The sequence below is a fragment of the Planococcus sp. ISL-109 genome, assembly GCF_018613655.1.
Classification (GTDB): Bacteria; Bacillota; Bacilli; order Bacillales_A; family Planococcaceae; genus Planococcus.
The window spans coordinates 683,806-700,244 of the sequence record NZ_JAGGPW010000004.1; the positions used below are offsets into that span (position 1 = coordinate 683,806).

20 protein-coding genes and 1 other annotated feature are annotated in these 16,439 nt (G+C 47.9%); of the genes, 6 read left to right on the top strand and 14 right to left on the bottom strand.

The genetic code is table 11. From position 1 onward, the window contains the following. Nucleotides 1–7 precede the first annotated feature (7 nt). Complete coding sequence (gene acnA / locus J7E21_RS05240; protein ID WP_215105387.1) at nt 8–2,722, bottom strand: aconitate hydratase AcnA; 2,715 nt, start codon at nt 2,720–2,722, stop codon at nt 8–10. 130 nt (nt 2,723–2,852) lie between these two features. Next, nucleotides 2,853–3,356, bottom strand: a complete 504-nt coding sequence (locus J7E21_RS05245) for a DinB family protein (protein WP_215105389.1) — start codon at nt 3,354–3,356, stop codon at nt 2,853–2,855. Between the two features lie 267 nt (nt 3,357–3,623). Between J7E21_RS05245 and J7E21_RS05250 the strand changes: the two genes are divergently transcribed. The 3 genes from J7E21_RS05250 (at nt 3,624) to J7E21_RS05260 (ending at nt 5,749) form a co-directional block, all read left to right on the top strand. Continuing rightward, nucleotides 3,624–4,484: a tyrosine-type recombinase/integrase gene (locus tag J7E21_RS05250; RefSeq protein ID WP_215105391.1), complete on the top strand. Its 861-nt coding sequence runs from the start codon at nt 3,624–3,626 to the stop codon at nt 4,482–4,484. Between the two features lie 362 nt (nt 4,485–4,846). After that, nucleotides 4,847–5,389, top strand: coding sequence for a cysteine hydrolase family protein (locus tag J7E21_RS05255; protein WP_215105393.1), 543 nt, complete (start codon nt 4,847–4,849; stop codon nt 5,387–5,389). A 96-nt stretch (nt 5,390–5,485) separates the two neighbouring features. Next, nucleotides 5,486–5,749, top strand: a complete 264-nt coding sequence (locus J7E21_RS05260; protein ID WP_215105395.1) for a GlsB/YeaQ/YmgE family stress response membrane protein — start codon at nt 5,486–5,488, stop codon at nt 5,747–5,749. 45 nt (nt 5,750–5,794) lie between these two features. Here J7E21_RS05260 and J7E21_RS05265 read toward each other — a convergent pair whose 3' ends face one another. Next, nucleotides 5,795–6,442, bottom strand: coding sequence for a lytic transglycosylase domain-containing protein (locus J7E21_RS05265; protein ID WP_215105397.1), 648 nt, complete (start codon nt 6,440–6,442; stop codon nt 5,795–5,797). Between the two features lie 150 nt (nt 6,443–6,592). Here J7E21_RS05265 and mscL point away from each other — a divergent pair, with 150 nt between their 5' ends. After that, entirely contained in the window at nt 6,593–6,982 is a 390-nt protein-coding gene (gene mscL, locus J7E21_RS05270) for a large conductance mechanosensitive channel protein MscL (protein WP_215105399.1), read from the top strand. Between the two features lie 45 nt (nt 6,983–7,027). On the opposite strand, the gene J7E21_RS05275 is transcribed toward mscL, so the two are convergent. The 4 genes from J7E21_RS05275 to J7E21_RS05290 form a co-directional block, all read right to left on the bottom strand. Further along, nucleotides 7,028–7,585 carry an SCO family protein gene (locus tag J7E21_RS05275; protein ID WP_215105400.1) on the bottom strand — a complete coding sequence of 186 codons (558 nt, stop codon included), beginning with the start codon at nt 7,583–7,585 and terminating at the stop codon, nt 7,028–7,030. Between the two features lie 96 nt (nt 7,586–7,681). Further along, a complete protein-coding gene (locus J7E21_RS05280) occupies nt 7,682–7,810 on the bottom strand; it encodes a YvrJ family protein (RefSeq protein WP_215105402.1) in 129 nt (42 codons plus the stop codon). A 59-nt stretch (nt 7,811–7,869) separates the two neighbouring features. Continuing rightward, entirely contained in the window at nt 7,870–8,085 is a 216-nt protein-coding gene (locus J7E21_RS05285; protein WP_215105405.1) for a DUF2922 domain-containing protein, read from the bottom strand. Nucleotides 8,086–8,100: 15 nt separating this feature from the next. Beyond that, the gene (locus tag J7E21_RS05290; protein WP_215105406.1) at nt 8,101–8,319 is read right to left on the bottom strand and encodes a DUF1659 domain-containing protein; all 219 of its coding nucleotides are present in this window, start codon (nt 8,317–8,319) and stop codon (nt 8,101–8,103) included. Between the two features lie 118 nt (nt 8,320–8,437). Here J7E21_RS05290 and J7E21_RS05295 point away from each other — a divergent pair, with 118 nt between their 5' ends. Continuing rightward, a complete protein-coding gene (locus tag J7E21_RS05295) occupies nt 8,438–8,872 on the top strand; it encodes a DUF2621 family protein (RefSeq protein WP_215105407.1) in 435 nt (144 codons plus the stop codon). 144 nt (nt 8,873–9,016) lie between these two features. On the opposite strand, the gene J7E21_RS05300 is transcribed toward J7E21_RS05295, so the two are convergent. The 7 genes from J7E21_RS05300 to J7E21_RS05330 all read right to left on the bottom strand — a co-directional run bounded on the left by J7E21_RS05300 (nt 9,017) and on the right by J7E21_RS05330 (nt 15,221). Further along, nucleotides 9,017–9,523 (bottom strand): CcdC family protein, encoded by a 507-nt coding sequence (locus J7E21_RS05300; RefSeq protein WP_215105409.1) that lies wholly within the window; start codon nt 9,521–9,523, stop codon nt 9,017–9,019. Then, on the bottom strand, nt 9,516–9,839 hold the full coding sequence (locus J7E21_RS05305) for a thioredoxin family protein (protein WP_215105411.1): 324 nt from the start codon (nt 9,837–9,839) through the stop codon (nt 9,516–9,518). The genes J7E21_RS05300 and J7E21_RS05305 overlap by 8 nt, the downstream gene beginning before the upstream one ends. A gap of 15 nt (nt 9,840–9,854) precedes the next feature. Next, nucleotides 9,855–10,565 carry a cytochrome c biogenesis CcdA family protein gene (locus tag J7E21_RS05310; RefSeq protein WP_215105413.1) on the bottom strand — a complete coding sequence of 237 codons (711 nt, stop codon included), beginning with the start codon at nt 10,563–10,565 and terminating at the stop codon, nt 9,855–9,857. Nucleotides 10,566–10,775: 210 nt separating this feature from the next. Continuing rightward, nucleotides 10,776–12,149 (bottom strand): argininosuccinate lyase, encoded by a 1,374-nt coding sequence (argH, locus tag J7E21_RS05315; protein ID WP_215105415.1) that lies wholly within the window; start codon nt 12,147–12,149, stop codon nt 10,776–10,778. Next, a complete protein-coding gene (locus tag J7E21_RS05320; protein ID WP_215105416.1) occupies nt 12,146–13,378 on the bottom strand; it encodes an argininosuccinate synthase in 1,233 nt (410 codons plus the stop codon). Before J7E21_RS05320 ends, argH begins: the two co-directional genes overlap by 4 nt. 235 nt (nt 13,379–13,613) lie before the next feature. After that, nucleotides 13,614–14,183, bottom strand: coding sequence for a YobA family protein (locus tag J7E21_RS05325; RefSeq protein WP_215105419.1), 570 nt, complete (start codon nt 14,181–14,183; stop codon nt 13,614–13,616). Nucleotides 14,184–14,270: 87 nt separating this feature from the next. Then, the gene (locus J7E21_RS05330; protein ID WP_215105421.1) at nt 14,271–15,221 is read right to left on the bottom strand and encodes an MBL fold metallo-hydrolase; all 951 of its coding nucleotides are present in this window, start codon (nt 15,219–15,221) and stop codon (nt 14,271–14,273) included. Between the two features lie 118 nt (nt 15,222–15,339). Then, nucleotides 15,340–15,542 (top strand) — a binding site (T-box leader). Between the two features lie 49 nt (nt 15,543–15,591). On the opposite strand from J7E21_RS05330, the gene proC reads away from it, so the two are divergent. After that, nucleotides 15,592–16,395: a pyrroline-5-carboxylate reductase gene (proC, locus tag J7E21_RS05335; RefSeq protein ID WP_215105423.1), complete on the top strand. Its 804-nt coding sequence runs from the start codon at nt 15,592–15,594 to the stop codon at nt 16,393–16,395. Nucleotides 16,396–16,439 lie beyond the last annotated feature (44 nt).

A 16,439-nucleotide genomic window follows, 5' to 3' on the forward strand; every position in this document is an offset into this window, starting at 1 on the left:
TTTCTCTTTATACTTCTAGCAATTTGTTACGGAGCACCATTTGCAGGATGCCGCCGTGACGGAAATAGTCGACTTCCACTTCAGAATCGAAGCGGGCAAGGACTTTGAATTCCGTTACTTTGCCGTCTTCAGCAGTTGCTGTGACAGTCAGTACGTCGCGCGGTTTCACATCGTCAGTCAAGTTGACGCTGATGGTTTCATGGCCTGTAAGACCAAGAGATTCAGCGCTTTCGCCGTTGACGAATTGAAGCGGCAAGACGCCCATCATCACAAGGTTCGAGCGGTGAATACGCTCATAGCTTTCCGCGATGACTGTTTTGACGCCGAGAAGGAATGTTCCTTTGGCAGCCCAGTCACGGGAAGAGCCCATGCCGTAATCTTTACCAGCCAGAACAACGAGGCCAGTGCCTTGCTCTTGATACTTCATGCATGCATCATAGATCGGCATGATTTCGCCAGTCGGCCAGAATGTCGTGAATCCACCAGTTGTGCCTGGTGCGACTTGGTTACGGATGCGGATGTTCGCAAACGTACCGCGCATCATCACTTCGTGGTTACCACGACGTGAACCGTAAGAGTTGAAGTTGCGTGGCTCAACGCCGTTTTCGCGCAAGTACAAGCCAGCTGGTGTATCTTTACCGATTGCGCCTGCCGGTGAAATGTGGTCAGTCGTGATCGAATCAGCGAATTTCGCCATGACACGAAGGCCAGAAAGCGGCTGGATCGGTGCCGGTTCTTTCGACAGTCCTGTGAAGAACGGTGGGTTTTGGATATACGTAGAAGACTCATCAAACGCGTACAACGCATCGTCATTTGTCTCGATCGCATTCCAAGCATCGTTTTCAGTGAAGACATGCTCATATTCTTTGCGGAACAATTCAGGTGTAACCGTGCTAGCAACAACAGCTTTCACTTCTTCAGTAGAAGGCCAGATATCTTTGAAGAATACATCGTTGCCTTCTTTGTCTTGCCCGATTGGATCTATTTCAAAGTCGATGTCCACAGTACCAGCAAGTGCATAAGCGACAACGAGCATTGGAGATGCCAAGTAGTTTGCTTTCACAAGCGGGTGGATGCGCCCTTCAAAGTTCCGGTTGCCGGACAGTACAGAAGAAACGAGCAGATCGTTTTCAACGATTGCTTCTTCGATTTCAGGAAGAAGCGGGCCGGAGTTACCGATACATGTCGTACAGCCGTAGCCGACCAAGTTAAAGCCGATTTGGTTCATGTACTCAAGAAGACCGGAATCGCTCAAATAGCCGGTAACGACTTTTGAACCTGGTGCCAATGACGTTTTCACGTATGGCGGCGGCGTCAAGCCTAATTCAACAGCTTTTTTCGCTACCAGTCCAGCGCCGAGCATAACGTACGGGTTCGACGTGTTTGTGCAAGAAGTGATCGCAGCAATCGCCAAAGCGCCTGTTTTCATTTCCGCTGTTTTGCCGTCGTTGAATTTGACGGTCGCAGTTTTGTTGATTTCCTTCTCATCCAACGCGAAACCATGCGGGCCTTCTGCAGCTGTGACCGCTGTGTTGAATTCTTTCTTCATTTGAGAAAGTGGGATCAAATCTTGTGGACGTTTTGGTCCGGCCAAGTTTGGTTCGATGTCCGTCAAGTCGATTTCGACGAGGTCTGTGTAGATCGGCTCTTCGTTTTCGACTGTGAAGAACATATCGTTCGCTTTCAAGTATTCTTTCGTTACAGCGATTTGCTCTTCTGAGCGTGCTGTCAAACGCATGTAGTTGAGTGCTTCCTCATCTACCGGGAAGAATCCGCAAGTTGCGCCGTATTCAGGTGCCATGTTGGCGATTGTCGCACGGTCAGCAAGCGGCAATGTCGTAACGCCAGGCCCGAAGAACTCGACGAATTTGCCGACAACACCTTTTTTGCGCAATGTTTCGGTAACTTTAAGCGCCAAATCCGTCGCAGTCGCGCCGTTTGGCAGTTCACCGGTCATTTTAACGCCAATAACTTCCGGAATTGGGAAGTATGAAGGTTGGCCAAGCATACCAGCTTCTGCTTCAATGCCGCCAACGCCCCATCCAAGAACGCCGATTCCGTTGATCATCGTCGTGTGGGAGTCAGTTCCGACAAGCGTATCCGGGAATGCTTCGAATGTGCCGTCTTCGTTTGGTACAGCGTGAACGACATTCGCCAAATACTCAAGGTTAACTTGGTGAACGATCCCTGTAGCTGGTGGGACTGCACGGTAGTTATCGTAGGCTTTTTGAGCCCAGCTTAGGAACTGGTAACGTTCAGCGTTGCGTTCGAACTCGAGCTCCATGTTCGCGCGCAGCGCATCTTCGTTGCCGTAACGGTCAACTTGTACCGAGTGGTCAATGACCAAATCAACTGGAATTTCCGGGTTGATTTTGTCCGGGTCGCCGCCCATTTCAGCCATAGCTGAACGGAGTGAAGCCAAGTCAACAACAACCGGTACACCGGTGAAGTCTTGAAGGATTACGCGTGAAGGCTTGAATGGAACTTCTGCTTCTTTGTTGGCATCTTTGCCCCATTTTGCTAATTCTTCTACGTGCTCGTCTTTGATGACATATCCGTCGTGCTGACGCAATACGGATTCCAAAAGTACTTTTACAGAATACGGAAGGCGAGATACTTTCGCGATCCCCGCTTCTTCGAGTGCAGCGAGACGATAATAATTATACGTCTTGCCGTTTAGCTCGAAGGATGTGCGGCTGTTGTGCAAACTGCTCTTTGCCATAATCGTGTTCCTCCTTTAAATCTACTGAAAAGGCGTTTTACCGCGTCTTTTCTCCTCTTCCATCATACCGAAACATAGTGCATAAGTAAATTACATTAAAATTATGCATTGCGATAAGTTTTCCGAATGACTATTCCTTTTTCTCATTGACTTTTCTTAAGGTCTCTTCTAATTGAGACAGATGGCGTTTTTCGTGATAGCCGATAAACGGGAACCATTGCACGAGCGGCACATCGCCGAATACAGGATGCGGCATGGAATTGTTCCGCAGCGTTTCGTCGTCTGCCGCGGTGAAAACTTCATACAAGCGATTTCTCGATGCGTTCAATCTCTCCTTCATTTCCTCTAAAGTGAAGTAGCTGTCTTCCGGTACTGTGTGCTTCGGGGCATCGACTTTCACTTTGCGGCTGACGGACAATTGGATAGGCTTTTTGACCGCTTTTTTCTGCTGATTCTTTTCAATGGCTCGAGCGACGCCTTCGGCAATCGTCGTTTCGATTTTTTGAAGGTGATCAAGGATCTGTATCGCAGACCATTCTTCTTGTGAAGGCTTTTCGTTCAGCGCATCGTCGTCGAACCCCTCGGCTTTTTTCAAGATGGCGTGCCTTATTTTCGCGTTTTCTTCATTTTGCAATTGCTGCACCTCTTTCTTGTCCCATTATCTTTCTTGTCCCATTATCTTTCTTTATACCCGCTTTGTCGATAATCATTCTTTCTCTGGCGTTTTCACGGACTTGTTGTAGGCGGTTTTTTTTCAAACATATCCTTAAGTAGTTTAGTACTTATGAATGAATAACCGGTTCACTTCCATTCAGTCGCACACGCCAACAAGGGAAAGTACGTTCCCTTGTACCTAGGAAATGGTATACTAACTAAAACCTAGTTAGAGAGGTGAATGTCCATGCCATATGGTTATGAAAAATACAGATTGGATAATGGCATTAGCCCCAACACGGTCGTCCATGAAGTGCAGCTGATCCGTGCGCTTTTTGCCTTTTTGCGCAAAACGTATAAAAAATCGGTGGAGCCGCATGAAATCCGCCCTTCCGACATTCAACAATTTCTTCTTGAACAAAAAGAAGCCGGCATTAAAGACAGCACCTTGAACCGCAAATTGATATACATCCGGCGCTGGTTCGATTACATGTGGCAAATCGGCAAGATCCCGAATGACTTTATGCCGAAGTTCAAATTCAGCCGCAAGCTGGACTTGAAGCCGCATGACATCGACGTCGATTACGAGTCCTTGCTCGAGAAAAAACAACAAGTCCTGCAATCTGACAAGCTGCCGCTCAACGCCAAACTATTATATGTCTTCTATTTGTGTGGGCTGCGCCTTCGCGATATAGTGGCGATCGATATCGATAATTTTGTCGATGGCGAAAACGGACTGCAATTGGATGTCGAAAAGAAAGATGGCTATCACTGCACACTTCATTTTGATGAACAAGAAATTGCCGTCATGGAACAAGGCATTGAACGCGCCAAAATGCGCGGCACCTCGTTTTTGCTGTCTTCAAAAGTGAAAGACCAATACACCAATTTTCAAATGGGGTCGTTGTCCGATTATACCGAAGCTCTTGCGGAATTCGTCGGCATGCCCATGCGCTCCGGCGATATCCGTTTTGCGTACGTTCATTATCTGTATGCGGTCGAGCATAAAAACTTGGAAGAAATCCAGGAAATCTTAGGAGTCTCCCTCGACTCCGCGTCCCGCATCCTGAAAGATTCACTCGTGCGCCTGAAACGAAAAGCAGAATAGCCGAACGCACGAAAAGGATCCTAGCCAATGGCTAGGATCCTTTTCGTGCGTTCATTATTATTAATGGGTTTGTGTTGTGTCGCTCCCCTTCTCGATTAGGCAAGAAAACCGAAATCGAAGGCGAAACTGAAAATGATGAGTGTATGGATGACTGTAAACCAAACACCTTGTTTGTTAAGCTTTTCATAATTTTCATATTCCATGGAGCACACCCCTTTTCTTTATTTATATTATACTGAATGTTCAGACTATTTACAAGAGTTATTTCTCTTCCTCATTTCCCGCACTCTCCAAAAAGCACCTTACCTGTTAACATGGAAGAAACAATCAATTAAAATAGAAAAAAACAGGAGGCGAATCAAATGAAAAAAGCATTGCTTGTAGTCGATTATACAGTGGACTTTGTAGCCCCAGACGGCGCACTCACTTGCGGCGAACCGGGCCAGGCTATTGAACAAGCGATTTGTTCACTGACCGAACAATTTGTCGGGAACGGTGATTTTGTCGTCATGCCGGTCGATCTTCACGAGGAACACGACCCGTACCATCCCGAGACCAAGCTCTTCCCCCCTCACAACATCCGCGGAACGGCCGGGCGGAAATTATACGGCCGGCTCCAGGAAGTATACGAGCGCCACGACGACCGGATTGTCTGGATGGACAAAACACGCTATAGCGCATTTGCCGGGACACGCCTGGAACTCTTGCTGCGTGAACGGAATATAGAAGAAGTCCACATTATCGGTGTCTGCACAGACATCTGTGTGCTTCATACAGCTGTGGATGCATATAATAAAGGATTCCATATCGTGGTCCGTGAAAAAGCTGTTGCCAGCTTTGATGACGCGGGCCACCGCTATGCACTGCGCCATTTCGAGACCGTTCTAGGTGCGGATGTACAATAAATTTTCCTGTTCTATGTTTTAAAAGTCCTGAATGTGGTTATACCTAGAGTGTAGCACTTATCCATAACAAAACATTCAAAAGGAGCTGGAAAAATTATGGGATTCATTTTATATCTAATCATGGGTGGTATTATCGGCTGGGTCGCTGGCCTAATCCTCGGGAAAGATATTCCGGGCGGAGTAATCGGTAACATTATCGCAGGTATCGTCGGTGCATGGCTCGGCGGCATGCTCTTAGGAGACATGGGACCAGTTGTTTGGGACATCGCTATCATCCCAGCATTAATCGGTGCTTTGGTTTTCGTCTTCGTTCTAAGCTTGATCCTTGGATCAATGAACAAAGGCCGCAAACGCGCATAATCAACATAATAAAAAACGAACGGACCCTGGTCCGTTCGTTTTTTATTATGAATTATTGTATTCTTCTTCATAGCGTTCGTAATAGTGAAGGATGTCTTCGACGTATTGGTCGCTATGGTTATAGCGTAAAATGGCACGCTTCAAATCCCCTTCGGCTGCTCCATTTTGCGCCAAATAATTGGCTGCACTGTGTAGGGCGTCTTCTAAGTTGTACGGATCTGCTATGCCGTCGCCATTTGCATCCACACCGTATCCCCCGTGTTGTGCGATGACTTCAGGGTCGGTCTTTTCTGTTTCCGGAATGTCCCCTTCCCCGAGACCGGAACAAGTCGGATGGCTCCAACCGACAAATGTGCAAGGCATAAACTGCATATGCCCTTCGGCCCCGACCGGTGACAGCAAAGGGTCCATCGTCGAGAATTTCGTTTCGATGCGGTGATGGGCTGCCAGAAGCGTCCACGGTATTCCGTAAACTTCTGCTGCTTCGCGGTACAGCGCAATGTTTTCTTCTGGGAACGGAACTTCAAATACACGGTCCTGGCTTTTTTGGACCGTATCTTTAACGCTATCGCCGTATTGCGAAAACGCAAAAATCGCCACGAGTGTAAAGGCTACGATGGCTGCTGGGAACAGTGCCAACAAACAGCCGAACTTCAAAGCAAGTGCGCTGGTCTTTTGTTTTTTCTGTTTCATTGTTTCACACCTAAAAATCTATTTGCTCCAGTTTACCATAGCCCTTCCTCTTTGTCCGAAGTGCTGCAGCCCACCTTTACAGTGGAAAGGACAGAAGAATAGCTTTTTCAGCGGAATCTATGTACTAGAGGAATGAAGGGAGGGAAATTCATGTGGGAAGACTTTAAGAAGTTCGCATTAAAAGGCAACGTGCTCGACTTGGCGGTGGCGGTCATCATCGGGACAGCGTTCGGAAAAATCATCACATCACTTGTCGAGGACATCATAATGCCAGCAGTCGGCATTATGCTAGGCGGCTTTAGCGTTGAGGATTGGGCCTATACATTCAACGGTGCAGAACTGCGGTACGGCGTATTCACCCAGTCGGTCATTGATTTTTTCATTATCGCCTTTTCCATTTTCTTAGTAATCCGGCTGTTTACGCGAATGAAACGCAAAAATGATGTGCCTGCAGAAGAAGAACCAGAAGTGCTCGACAAAAAAGAACAGTTGCTGGTCGAAATCCGCGATTTGTTGTCAAAAGAAAAAACCGGCCTATGACCGGTTTTCCCTCAAAAAAAGCTGCCGTATTTCTCGGCAGCTTTTCTATTCTTCTAATTCCTTTATCGCTTCAATGATTTCTCCAGTCGGCACATTTTCGTACCCGTCGTAATTGCCGACGACTGCGCCTTCCTGGTCGACCAGGTAAAACGAAGTACCGTGGATCACTTGATTGCTGTTCGGGTCGTTTTTGACCAAAGTTTTGAAATTATCAGTTGCAAATTCCGCAATTTCATCCTGCGAATAACCGGTTAGCACATGCCATTTGCTCTCGTCGGGAATCGGGTAGTACGACAAGTATTCCTGTATTTTCTCCGGTGTATCGGCTTTCGGATCGACACTGAATGCAACGATTTTATAATCTGTCAGGCCAGCTGCTTCGATTTCCCCCTGCAGATCTGCCAGATTGAACGTCATCGGCGGGCACACCGTTTCGCAATTGGTGAAGACGAACGTCGCAATCCACGGCGTCCCATCCAAATCCTCTTTGCTTATTTCATCGCCGCGGTGATCGGTATAAGTAAAATCTTCGACCGCATCCGTGCCGCATGCTCCTAGAAACAACACAAGCGCGGACACAAGCGCCATCCATTTCCATTTCATACTAATGCCCCCACTCTCATAACTGCATATATCATAGCCGAACAAACGCCTGAAAACAATCCATCTTTAGCGCTTAGAAATCACAACTTTGTGAAATCACGGCATTTTCAAGGTGATGAGCGCATCATGGATGGCGACGAGTTTGCCTTCCACGCGGTGCATCAAATAAAACGATACGAATATCGGAAATCCGAGTTCCTGTGTCCATTGCATCCATTCCTGCATCGAAGCGCCTCCTTTCCTTTTAAAAAAACCTCCCCGCTTTTGCGGGGAGGCCTGATTGCTTATGCTTCGTATTCGACGACATTGCGTTCGACGATTCTGGCTGACTTAACGGAAGCAAGCGGTGAAGCGCTGATTTCAAAGACGCTCTGGTCTATGATCGCCTGCATGCCGGAAAAAAGTTCCTGAGCCGTCAAATCGCTGCGCGGCTCATCGACCGTCAAGGTGACCGCTTTGCCCCCGGCTGTTTCAAAAATCAATTCCAATGTTTTCGCCATGTGTACTCCTCCTTATTATTGGTAGATGCTTGAACCGGAAATCTTCTCCAGTTCCATGAGCGGCTTCGTGCCGAATGCTTCCAGCACTTGTGCCACTGTGAACATCCCTGCTGGTGATGCGTTTTCTGTGACGTTCTGGTAGGCCTTCACTTTGCGCTTCAAGCGCCCCTGTTCGTCGAGTCCGTTGTCGAACGTCAACCGCATGCTTGCGTTTTTAAAATCGCTGTATGCCATGTTGCTCACCTCCCTTCATTCGCTATATAGACACAAACACAAAAAAAGGATACATTTCAGGTGAATTTTCTTTGCTGGGCTTCTATAATGGAATAGAGAATGATTGAGGTGAATCAAGGTGGAATTACAAGGCTGGTTTTTATGGTTCATATTGTTTTGGGGCGTCGTGCTAGTTGGGCTGTTTGCAATCGGCGGATTCTTTATGTTCCGGAAATTCCTGAAATCGATGCCAAAAGAAGATGGCTTGTCGGATTTGAACTGGGAAGAATACTACGTAGACAAAACGATCCATTTATGGGGAACCGAAGAAAAAGAATTATTGAATGAACTCGTGCAGCCGGTGCCGGACTTGTTCCGGCCCGTAGCCAAGCAGAAAATCGCTGGGCGCATCGGACAGATCCTGCTGCAAGAAAAAGTGAAGAAAATGGAAATGGAACATATCATCCGTGGCTATATTCAAGCGACGCCAAAGCGCGACCACAAATTTCTGCGCAAAAAACTGGACGAGCTTGAAATCGACGTCGCGCCGTATGAACAGTATTTCGAACAATAAAGAGAAACTTCAATCAGGTGGGGTTTTCCTCGTCCCTACTGATTGTCAGTTGTTCCAATCGGACTTAACCGGCCTGTAAGACTCCCACTATAGAAGCGGTAGTCTTACAGACCGTTAAAGAACACTAAAAAAACGCTGTTCCCCTTACTCGGGAACAGCGTTTTTTTGTCCTGCAATCAATTGGTATTTCCTTAGCATGGCTAAGCGCCACGGCACGATCATGCCAAATGCCAGCAGCCAGAACATGCCCCCGAGCTCACCGATATCGATCGATGCGCTGAGTATGACTTTCGCCAATAGGCGCACAATCAATAGGCCGAGCAAAATGAAGACAAACGCTTTGGATCGCTTCAGGTAAATCTCCCCATCCCGCACTTCGAATTTCGATGTGCGGATCAAGATGATCGAAAACAGCATGCCGACCACCAGCGCTTCTGCAATCTGCAGCGGCGCCAATCGAAAAAACGGAAAAATGAACATCAATGCACCCGTCGACATAAAAAGCGGGGGCAAAATGATTTTTTTGGCCGAAGCGGGCTTTTTTGCCGATTTCGACCGGACGATGATGGCGAGCGTACCCATGACGAGTGCACCGATCGTCGTTACTGCAAGAAAGACGGCCGGCGGAATACTGTTGAAGAGTTCATCCATCCAGTTCCGCCTCCAGTTCTTCCAATCGCATCGCTAATTCGTCCATCCGCACAAAGCGGGCGAATCGCAGCTGTTCGCTGCCGTTTTTGAACAGGATCACAACAGGTGCCGTGAACAGCATCAATTGGCCAGCGATTTCTGGGACGCGCGCCGCGTTCACCAAGTAAAAAGGAATCGACGAATCCGGCTCCAATGCTTCCACTTGCGGCTTCAGCCCAACGCATACCGAACAATTGTCAGTTTTGACGAACAGCAAAAATGATTCCTCAGCTTGAACTTTCTGTTGAAATTGCTCCATTGATGCAATGGTTTCCATATTGACACCTTCTTTTTAGAATCCTTGGAAGTCCCCGAAAATCGGGCTCAAGATGCGGATGATATACGTCATGCCGTCAAAGAACAGCAAAATCCCTACTGCAATCATAATAAAGCCGCCCACTTTCATGATGATGCTGTGATGCTTTCGCAGCCAGCCGAGGCGGGTAACAAAAAACGACAACACGAAAAATGGAATCGAAAAGCCGAGCACATACGCAAGCATATACCAGACTCCTGAGCCTGGATTGGTCGCAGCCAGCGCATATATCGCCGCTGTGATTGGCCCCGTACAAGGCGTCCAGCCTGCCGCAAAGGCCAGGCCGATGACGAACGTACCCAAGAATCCGGCGGGCCGGTTCTTGAACGAAAACTTGCGGTCTTGCATCAAAAACTTCGGTGTAAAGACCCCAACGATCATCAGTCCGAAAATGACGATGAACAATGCGCCGACTTGGCGAATCAATTCGTCATAGCGGACAAACCATTCATAAAAGAATGATGTACTGAATCCTAACGCGATAAAAATCGTGGAAAAGCCCAATAGGAAGAACAAAGTATGGAACATTCCCCGGCGTTGCATCACTTTTCGATCATTTTTGATCTCATCCATGGTCATGCCCGTAATATAAGATAAAAAGGCAGGATATAAAGGCAAAGTACATGGCGAAATGAAACTTAAGAATCCGGCACCAAAAGCCAGCAGCAAATTAAAATCGGTGGCCATTCAAACACGCTCCTCTCTCTCACGACCTCTATCTTATCAGAGATGGTGCGCAAAAACCGCCAAATTGCCTGTGAAACCTTTATGGACATTTCGTGTAGTTGACCGAAAAAGCCCATGAAAAAACCGATTCTCTTTAGGGGGAGAGAACCGGACGCAATTGCTCGCCTGTTGTACCGTACAAGACAAGCGCGTTTATAATTGGACTACTGATCACCCGATGAGTTTCTTGGCTAGTCCCAATTGATAATGTACTTGGTCAAACCCGGTGCCTCCAAGCGAGGTGCGGCGTTTGACGGCCGTTTTCGGCAGCAAAGTCTCATAGATGTCTTGTTCAAAAAGCTGGCTTGCTGCTTGTAAGTCTTCAAGCGGCAAATCCTTCAGATAATAGCCACGCTGAATGCATGTGAAGACCAGTTTTCCGGTGACATCGTGCGCTTCACGGAATGGCATGCCTTTTGCTGCCAAATAATCCGCAAGCTCTGTCGCATTCGAAAAGTCGGAGTTGACGGCTTTTTCCATGGATGCCGTATTGACGGTCATCGTCCGGACCATCCCTTCGAAGATCGGCAGCGAGCCCATTAACGTGTGGACGGTGTCGAACATGCCTTCTTTGTCTTCTTGCATATCTTTATTGTATGCAAGAGGCAAGCCTTTCAAAGTCGTCAGCAAGCCGAACAGATTGCCGTAGACACGTCCGGTCTTGCCACGGATAAGTTCTGCCATATCCGGGTTTTTCTTTTGCGGCATGATGCTCGAGCCGGTTGAGAAGGTGTCATCGAGTTCGATAAAGCGGAACTCTTCGCTCGACCATAGGATGATCTCTTCAGCGAACCTGGACAAATGCATCATGAGCATCGAGGCGTTGCTGAGGAACTCGAGGATAAAGTCCCGGTCGCTGACGGCATCCAGGCTGTTTTGGTAAACGCCGGAGAAGCCGAGCAGTTCCGCGGACATTTCCCGGTCGATCGGGAAGCTCGTCCCGGACATCGCCCCCGCTCCGAGCGGCGACATATCGATGCGCTTCAAGGATTCCTGAATGCGTTCTTTGTCTCGCTGCAGCATCCAGAAATACGTCATCAAATGGTGGCCGAATGAAATCGGCTGCGCCCGCTGCAGATGCGTATAGCCAGGCACGACCGTTTCGACATGCGTTTCTGCCTGTTCGACGATTGCCGACTGGAAAGCTTCGATCAATTCAATGATTTCCGTTACACGGTTTTTCAAATACAGATGCATATCGGTCGCTACTTGGTCGTTGCGGCTTCTACCTGTGTGCAGCTTGCCGCCAACTGGGCCGATTTCATCGATCAGGAATTTTTCCAAGTTCAAGTGGATGTCTTCATTCGAAACGCTGTAGGCGAGTTCGCCGTTTTGCGCTTTATTCTGCAAAGTCTCGAGCCCCGATAAAATGAGGTCCGCATCTTCTTGTGGCAAGACTTTGCATGCACCGAGCATTTTCACATGTGCCATGCTGCCTTGTAAATCTTCGAGCACCAGTTTCTGGTCAAACGCAATGGATGCCCCAAACTCGTCGACCCACTGTTCGGCGGTCTTTTGAAAACGACCGCCCCACAGTTTGGTCATGATTGCACCTTCTCTTTAACTTGTGTCGTGACCGCGACTTCTTTCTTATTAATTTTCGAGTTGACGACTGTCGGTAAGCCCCATAGTTCGATAAAGCCGACTGCTGATGCATGGTTGAATGTATCGTCTGTAGAATATGTCGCAAGCTCTTCGCTATATAGGGAATTCGGCGATTTACGCCCTTCCGTGATGGCATGGCCTTTGAACAATTTCACACGTACCGTGCCGTTGACGAATTCCTGTGTTTCTTTCAGGAACGCTTCAAGTGCTACGCGGAGCGGTGAGAACCACAGTCCTTCATAGATCAATTCCGTCATTTTCTTTTCGATAACCGGTTTAAAATGCGCCATTTCTTTCACCAAAGTGATGTCTTCAAGTTCTTTGTGTGCTGCAATCAATGTCATTGCTGCAGGCGCTTCGTAGATTTCACGGGATTTGATGCCGACCAGTCTGTTTTCGACGTGGTCGATTCTGCCGACGCCGTGTTTTCCTGCCAAATGGTTCAATTCAAAAATCAGTTCCGTCAATTTATAATCGATGCCGTTCAATTTTGTCGGCACGCCTTTAACAAATTCGATTTCAACGATGTCCGGCGTATCCGGCGTATCTTCGAGTGCATTAGTGATGTCGTATGCATCTGCTGGAGGTGTCGCCCATGGATCTTCCAAAATGCCGCATTCGTTGGCACGGCCCCATAAGTTCATATCAATCGAGAACGGTGAATCAAGATTGACCGGGATCGGCACATCATGCTGCTTGGCATACGCGATTTCTTCATCACGTGACCAGCCCCACTGACGAACCGGCGCCACCACTTCAAGATCCGGGTTCAAGGATTTGATAGACACTTCAAAACGCACTTGGTCGTTGCCTTTACCTGTACAACCGTGTGCAACTGCCGTAGCGCCGCTTTCCACTGCGATTTCCACGAGTTTCTTGGAGATCAATGGGCGAGACAATGCAGACACGAGCGGATATTTGCCTTCATATAAGGTATGGGCTTGAAGCGAAATAAGTGCATAGTCTTCGGCAAATTCGTCTCTGGCATCAATCATATAGCTTTCGACCGCTCCGACTTGCAGCGCTTTTTTCTTGATGAATTCCAAGTCTTTTCCTTCTCCAATGTCGAGGCATACTGCGACGACGTCGTAGCCTTCCCCTTTAAGCCACGGAATGGCTACCGATGTATCAAGTCCACCTGAGTATGCGAGTACAATTTTTTTGTTCATAAATGAATGACCTCCTGTATTTTTATGCGTTATATGCAATGAATATACACATCTTAACATGGCATTTTTCAGAACGCAAGAGAAGCGCGCATAAATTTTCATCTTTTTTCACAAATATGCATATCATCTCTGTTTCTTCTATAAGAATGAAGCAAGATATGAAGCTGAAAATAAAAGACCGAACAGCATATTGCCGCTCGGTCTTGGTTGTCCTGACAGTAAAGACGACTATTGTTTACTCTTCGGTGCCTTCACTTTCTGTATTGCCCATTGTATATTCCAGTGTATTCATGTCGATGCGCACTTCGGTTAATTCGCCCGACTCCATATCGGTGAACAAAAAGCCGATTTCATCGCCGCGGACGATCGGCTGTCCCATCAAAATAAGTGTGGACAGTTGTTCGCCGTTGATGAATGCTTGCAGCGCTTCTGACTGGCGCTTGGATTCTTCATCCATTAAGATCGTGATCTTTTCCGCTTCCCCTTGCATCGGAAAAGATTCTGCAAGCGGCTCTGAGTAATCCGCCGAAACTTTCATGCCGGTGCGGATGTCGCTGATGGCGGCTTCGGTCGTTTCGCCGCCTTCTGCAAACTGCACTTCCACATCATCCGTGACGGCAAAGTAAATGTTATTGATGAGGATACTGCCATTGCCGACTTGAGTAATAAAGCCTTCCTCTGTCATATCTTCTTGATCAACTGCGATTTCCGGCTCTTCTTCACCTGCTGGTTCGGTCGGCGCCGCTTCATCAGAACAACCCGCCAGAAGCAGAATCCCTGCGAGAAACAAACTTGCTTTTTTCACTTTATCCCAATCCTTTGCGCATAGATTCTTGTTGCCATTAGTTGATTTCAGTTTACCTGTTGCCGCTAGTGCGTGCAACTTTGTGCGTTAAGCCTGGCGGTAAAGGAAAATGCCCCGGTCGTCCATCTGCTCTTCAATCAAGCCTTCTTCAAGCAAGTAATCGATTTGGCCGATCGTCTCTGACAGCGTCAAGCCCAGCTCTTTTTCATAAGCATGTGGAAATAGTTTTTTGGTCAATTCATAAACCGACTGCTCCTGTGAGCGATCCAACATCGCCAGCACTTTCATGGCGCGCTGATGCTGCTTTTCAAGACGCGTCGACACCAGTTCATGAACATTGCGCACTTCTTCACCATGACCACTGTAGATGACATCGATCGGCATTTTCAATAGGCGGCTGAGTGATGCATTGTATTGAAGCAAGGACTTCGGTCGTCCTTCTTCCGGATTAAACGGCGGTTCGATCAACGGGTTCGACGAAACTTTGGCGATGACATTGTCACCGCCGATCATCATCCGCTGTTCCGGATTCCAAAACGACAAATGGCTCTGTGCATGGCCGAGCGACTCTTGCACGTGCCAATCCGGGTGCCCTGGCAAAGTATCGCCTTCGTTTATCGCCATATCCAGCGGGCGGTCGCCCATCAGATTGAGCGGACGCTTCATTTTCTTCATCCAAAACATCAAATCGCCCGGCACGCCTTCTTCTTTTAAGCGCTCCTGGTAAAAGGCGTCGTGGTAATCGAAAAAGGCTTTATCGCGGCGCAGCCATAGGTCGCTATACGGATGGCCGTAAAGTTTCGCCGACTCAAACCCATCGACCCAGCCGGCATGATCCGGGTGGTGATGAGTCAAGATCACTTGTTCAATATCAGCAGGTGCAACATTAGCCGCCTTTAATCCTGCTTTCAGCGCGTACCACGCTTCGGGCGTTTTCGGTCCGGCGTCGATTAAGGTCAGCGCATCTCCTTTTAATAGATAGGAATTGACGTCTCCCACGGCAAATGGCGTCGGGATGATGATTTTGATCGGTTCCATAATTTCCACTCTCCTAAAATGAACGTCTATTCACTTATCATACCTTGAATATTAGGCGGCGTCACGCCGGCCAGCTAATTTGACAAATAAAAATTCTTTATCTATAATTTAATAACATATGTAAGCGTAGATGAAGAATAGTACGGAAGGTGATGGGTACAAGAGAGTGCGCCAACGCTGAAACGCGCACCCCCGCTCCCTTCCTGAACCTACTTCTGAGCTGCCGTGCAAACACGGTCGTCTGTCCGCGATAAGGACATCGAGTTGTGCAATTGTGCAAACTTAGGTGGTACCGCGGAAACAAGCGTTTTCGTCCTTGGAGTAACAGGGATGATTGCGCTTTTTATTTTGAGAAAGGGAAGTGGAATGTATGAAAATTGTATGTGTAGGAGCCGGATCGATGGCCGAATCCATGATCCACGGCTGGATCAATAAGCGAATTATGAAACCAGAGGAAATCTCCGTAATGAATCGGTCGGACCAGGACCGCTTGGAATTTTTGCACGATGAATACGGCGTCAATATTGTCTGCGACGACAAAAACGAGTTGAAGGATGCCGATTTCATTTTGCTTGCAATGAAGCCAAAAGATGTCGAAGTTGCATTAAAAGGCATCCGGGAAAACCTGACGGATGATACCGTCATCGTCTCAGTAGCAGCAGGCGTTTCGATCGATACGATCCAAAAACATGTCGGCGATTTCGCGGTCGCCCGTGCAATGCCAAATACATCCGCCCAAATCGGCAAATCCGCGACAGGAGTCGCATGGAGCAAATTTGTCACGAAAGAACAGCAGCACCTGCTGCGGAAACTATTGTCTTCAATCGGTGGCGTCACAGTCGTCGAAGAAGACCAATTGCATGCGGTGACAGGCATTGCCGGAAGCGGCCCGGCGTATCTGTATTATTTCGCAGAATCGATGGTCCAAGCAGGAATCGATAACGGCTTGTCTTCCGCGGATGCGAAAAAACTTGTGCGCCAAACCTTCGACGGTGCGGCTGAAATGCTTCAGCAGGAAGATTTCTCCGTGCTGCGCGAACGCGTCACAAGCCCGAACGGCACGACTGCAGCCGGACTTCAGGCACTTTATGATAATGATTTCAAGCGCATCGTGGGTGACTGCGTATCGTCTGCCGCGAACCGCTCCCGAGAGCTTGGCAAAGAATTCAAATAAGTTTTCCGGTATACTAATTCCTTGTATAGATCTTGTATAACTAT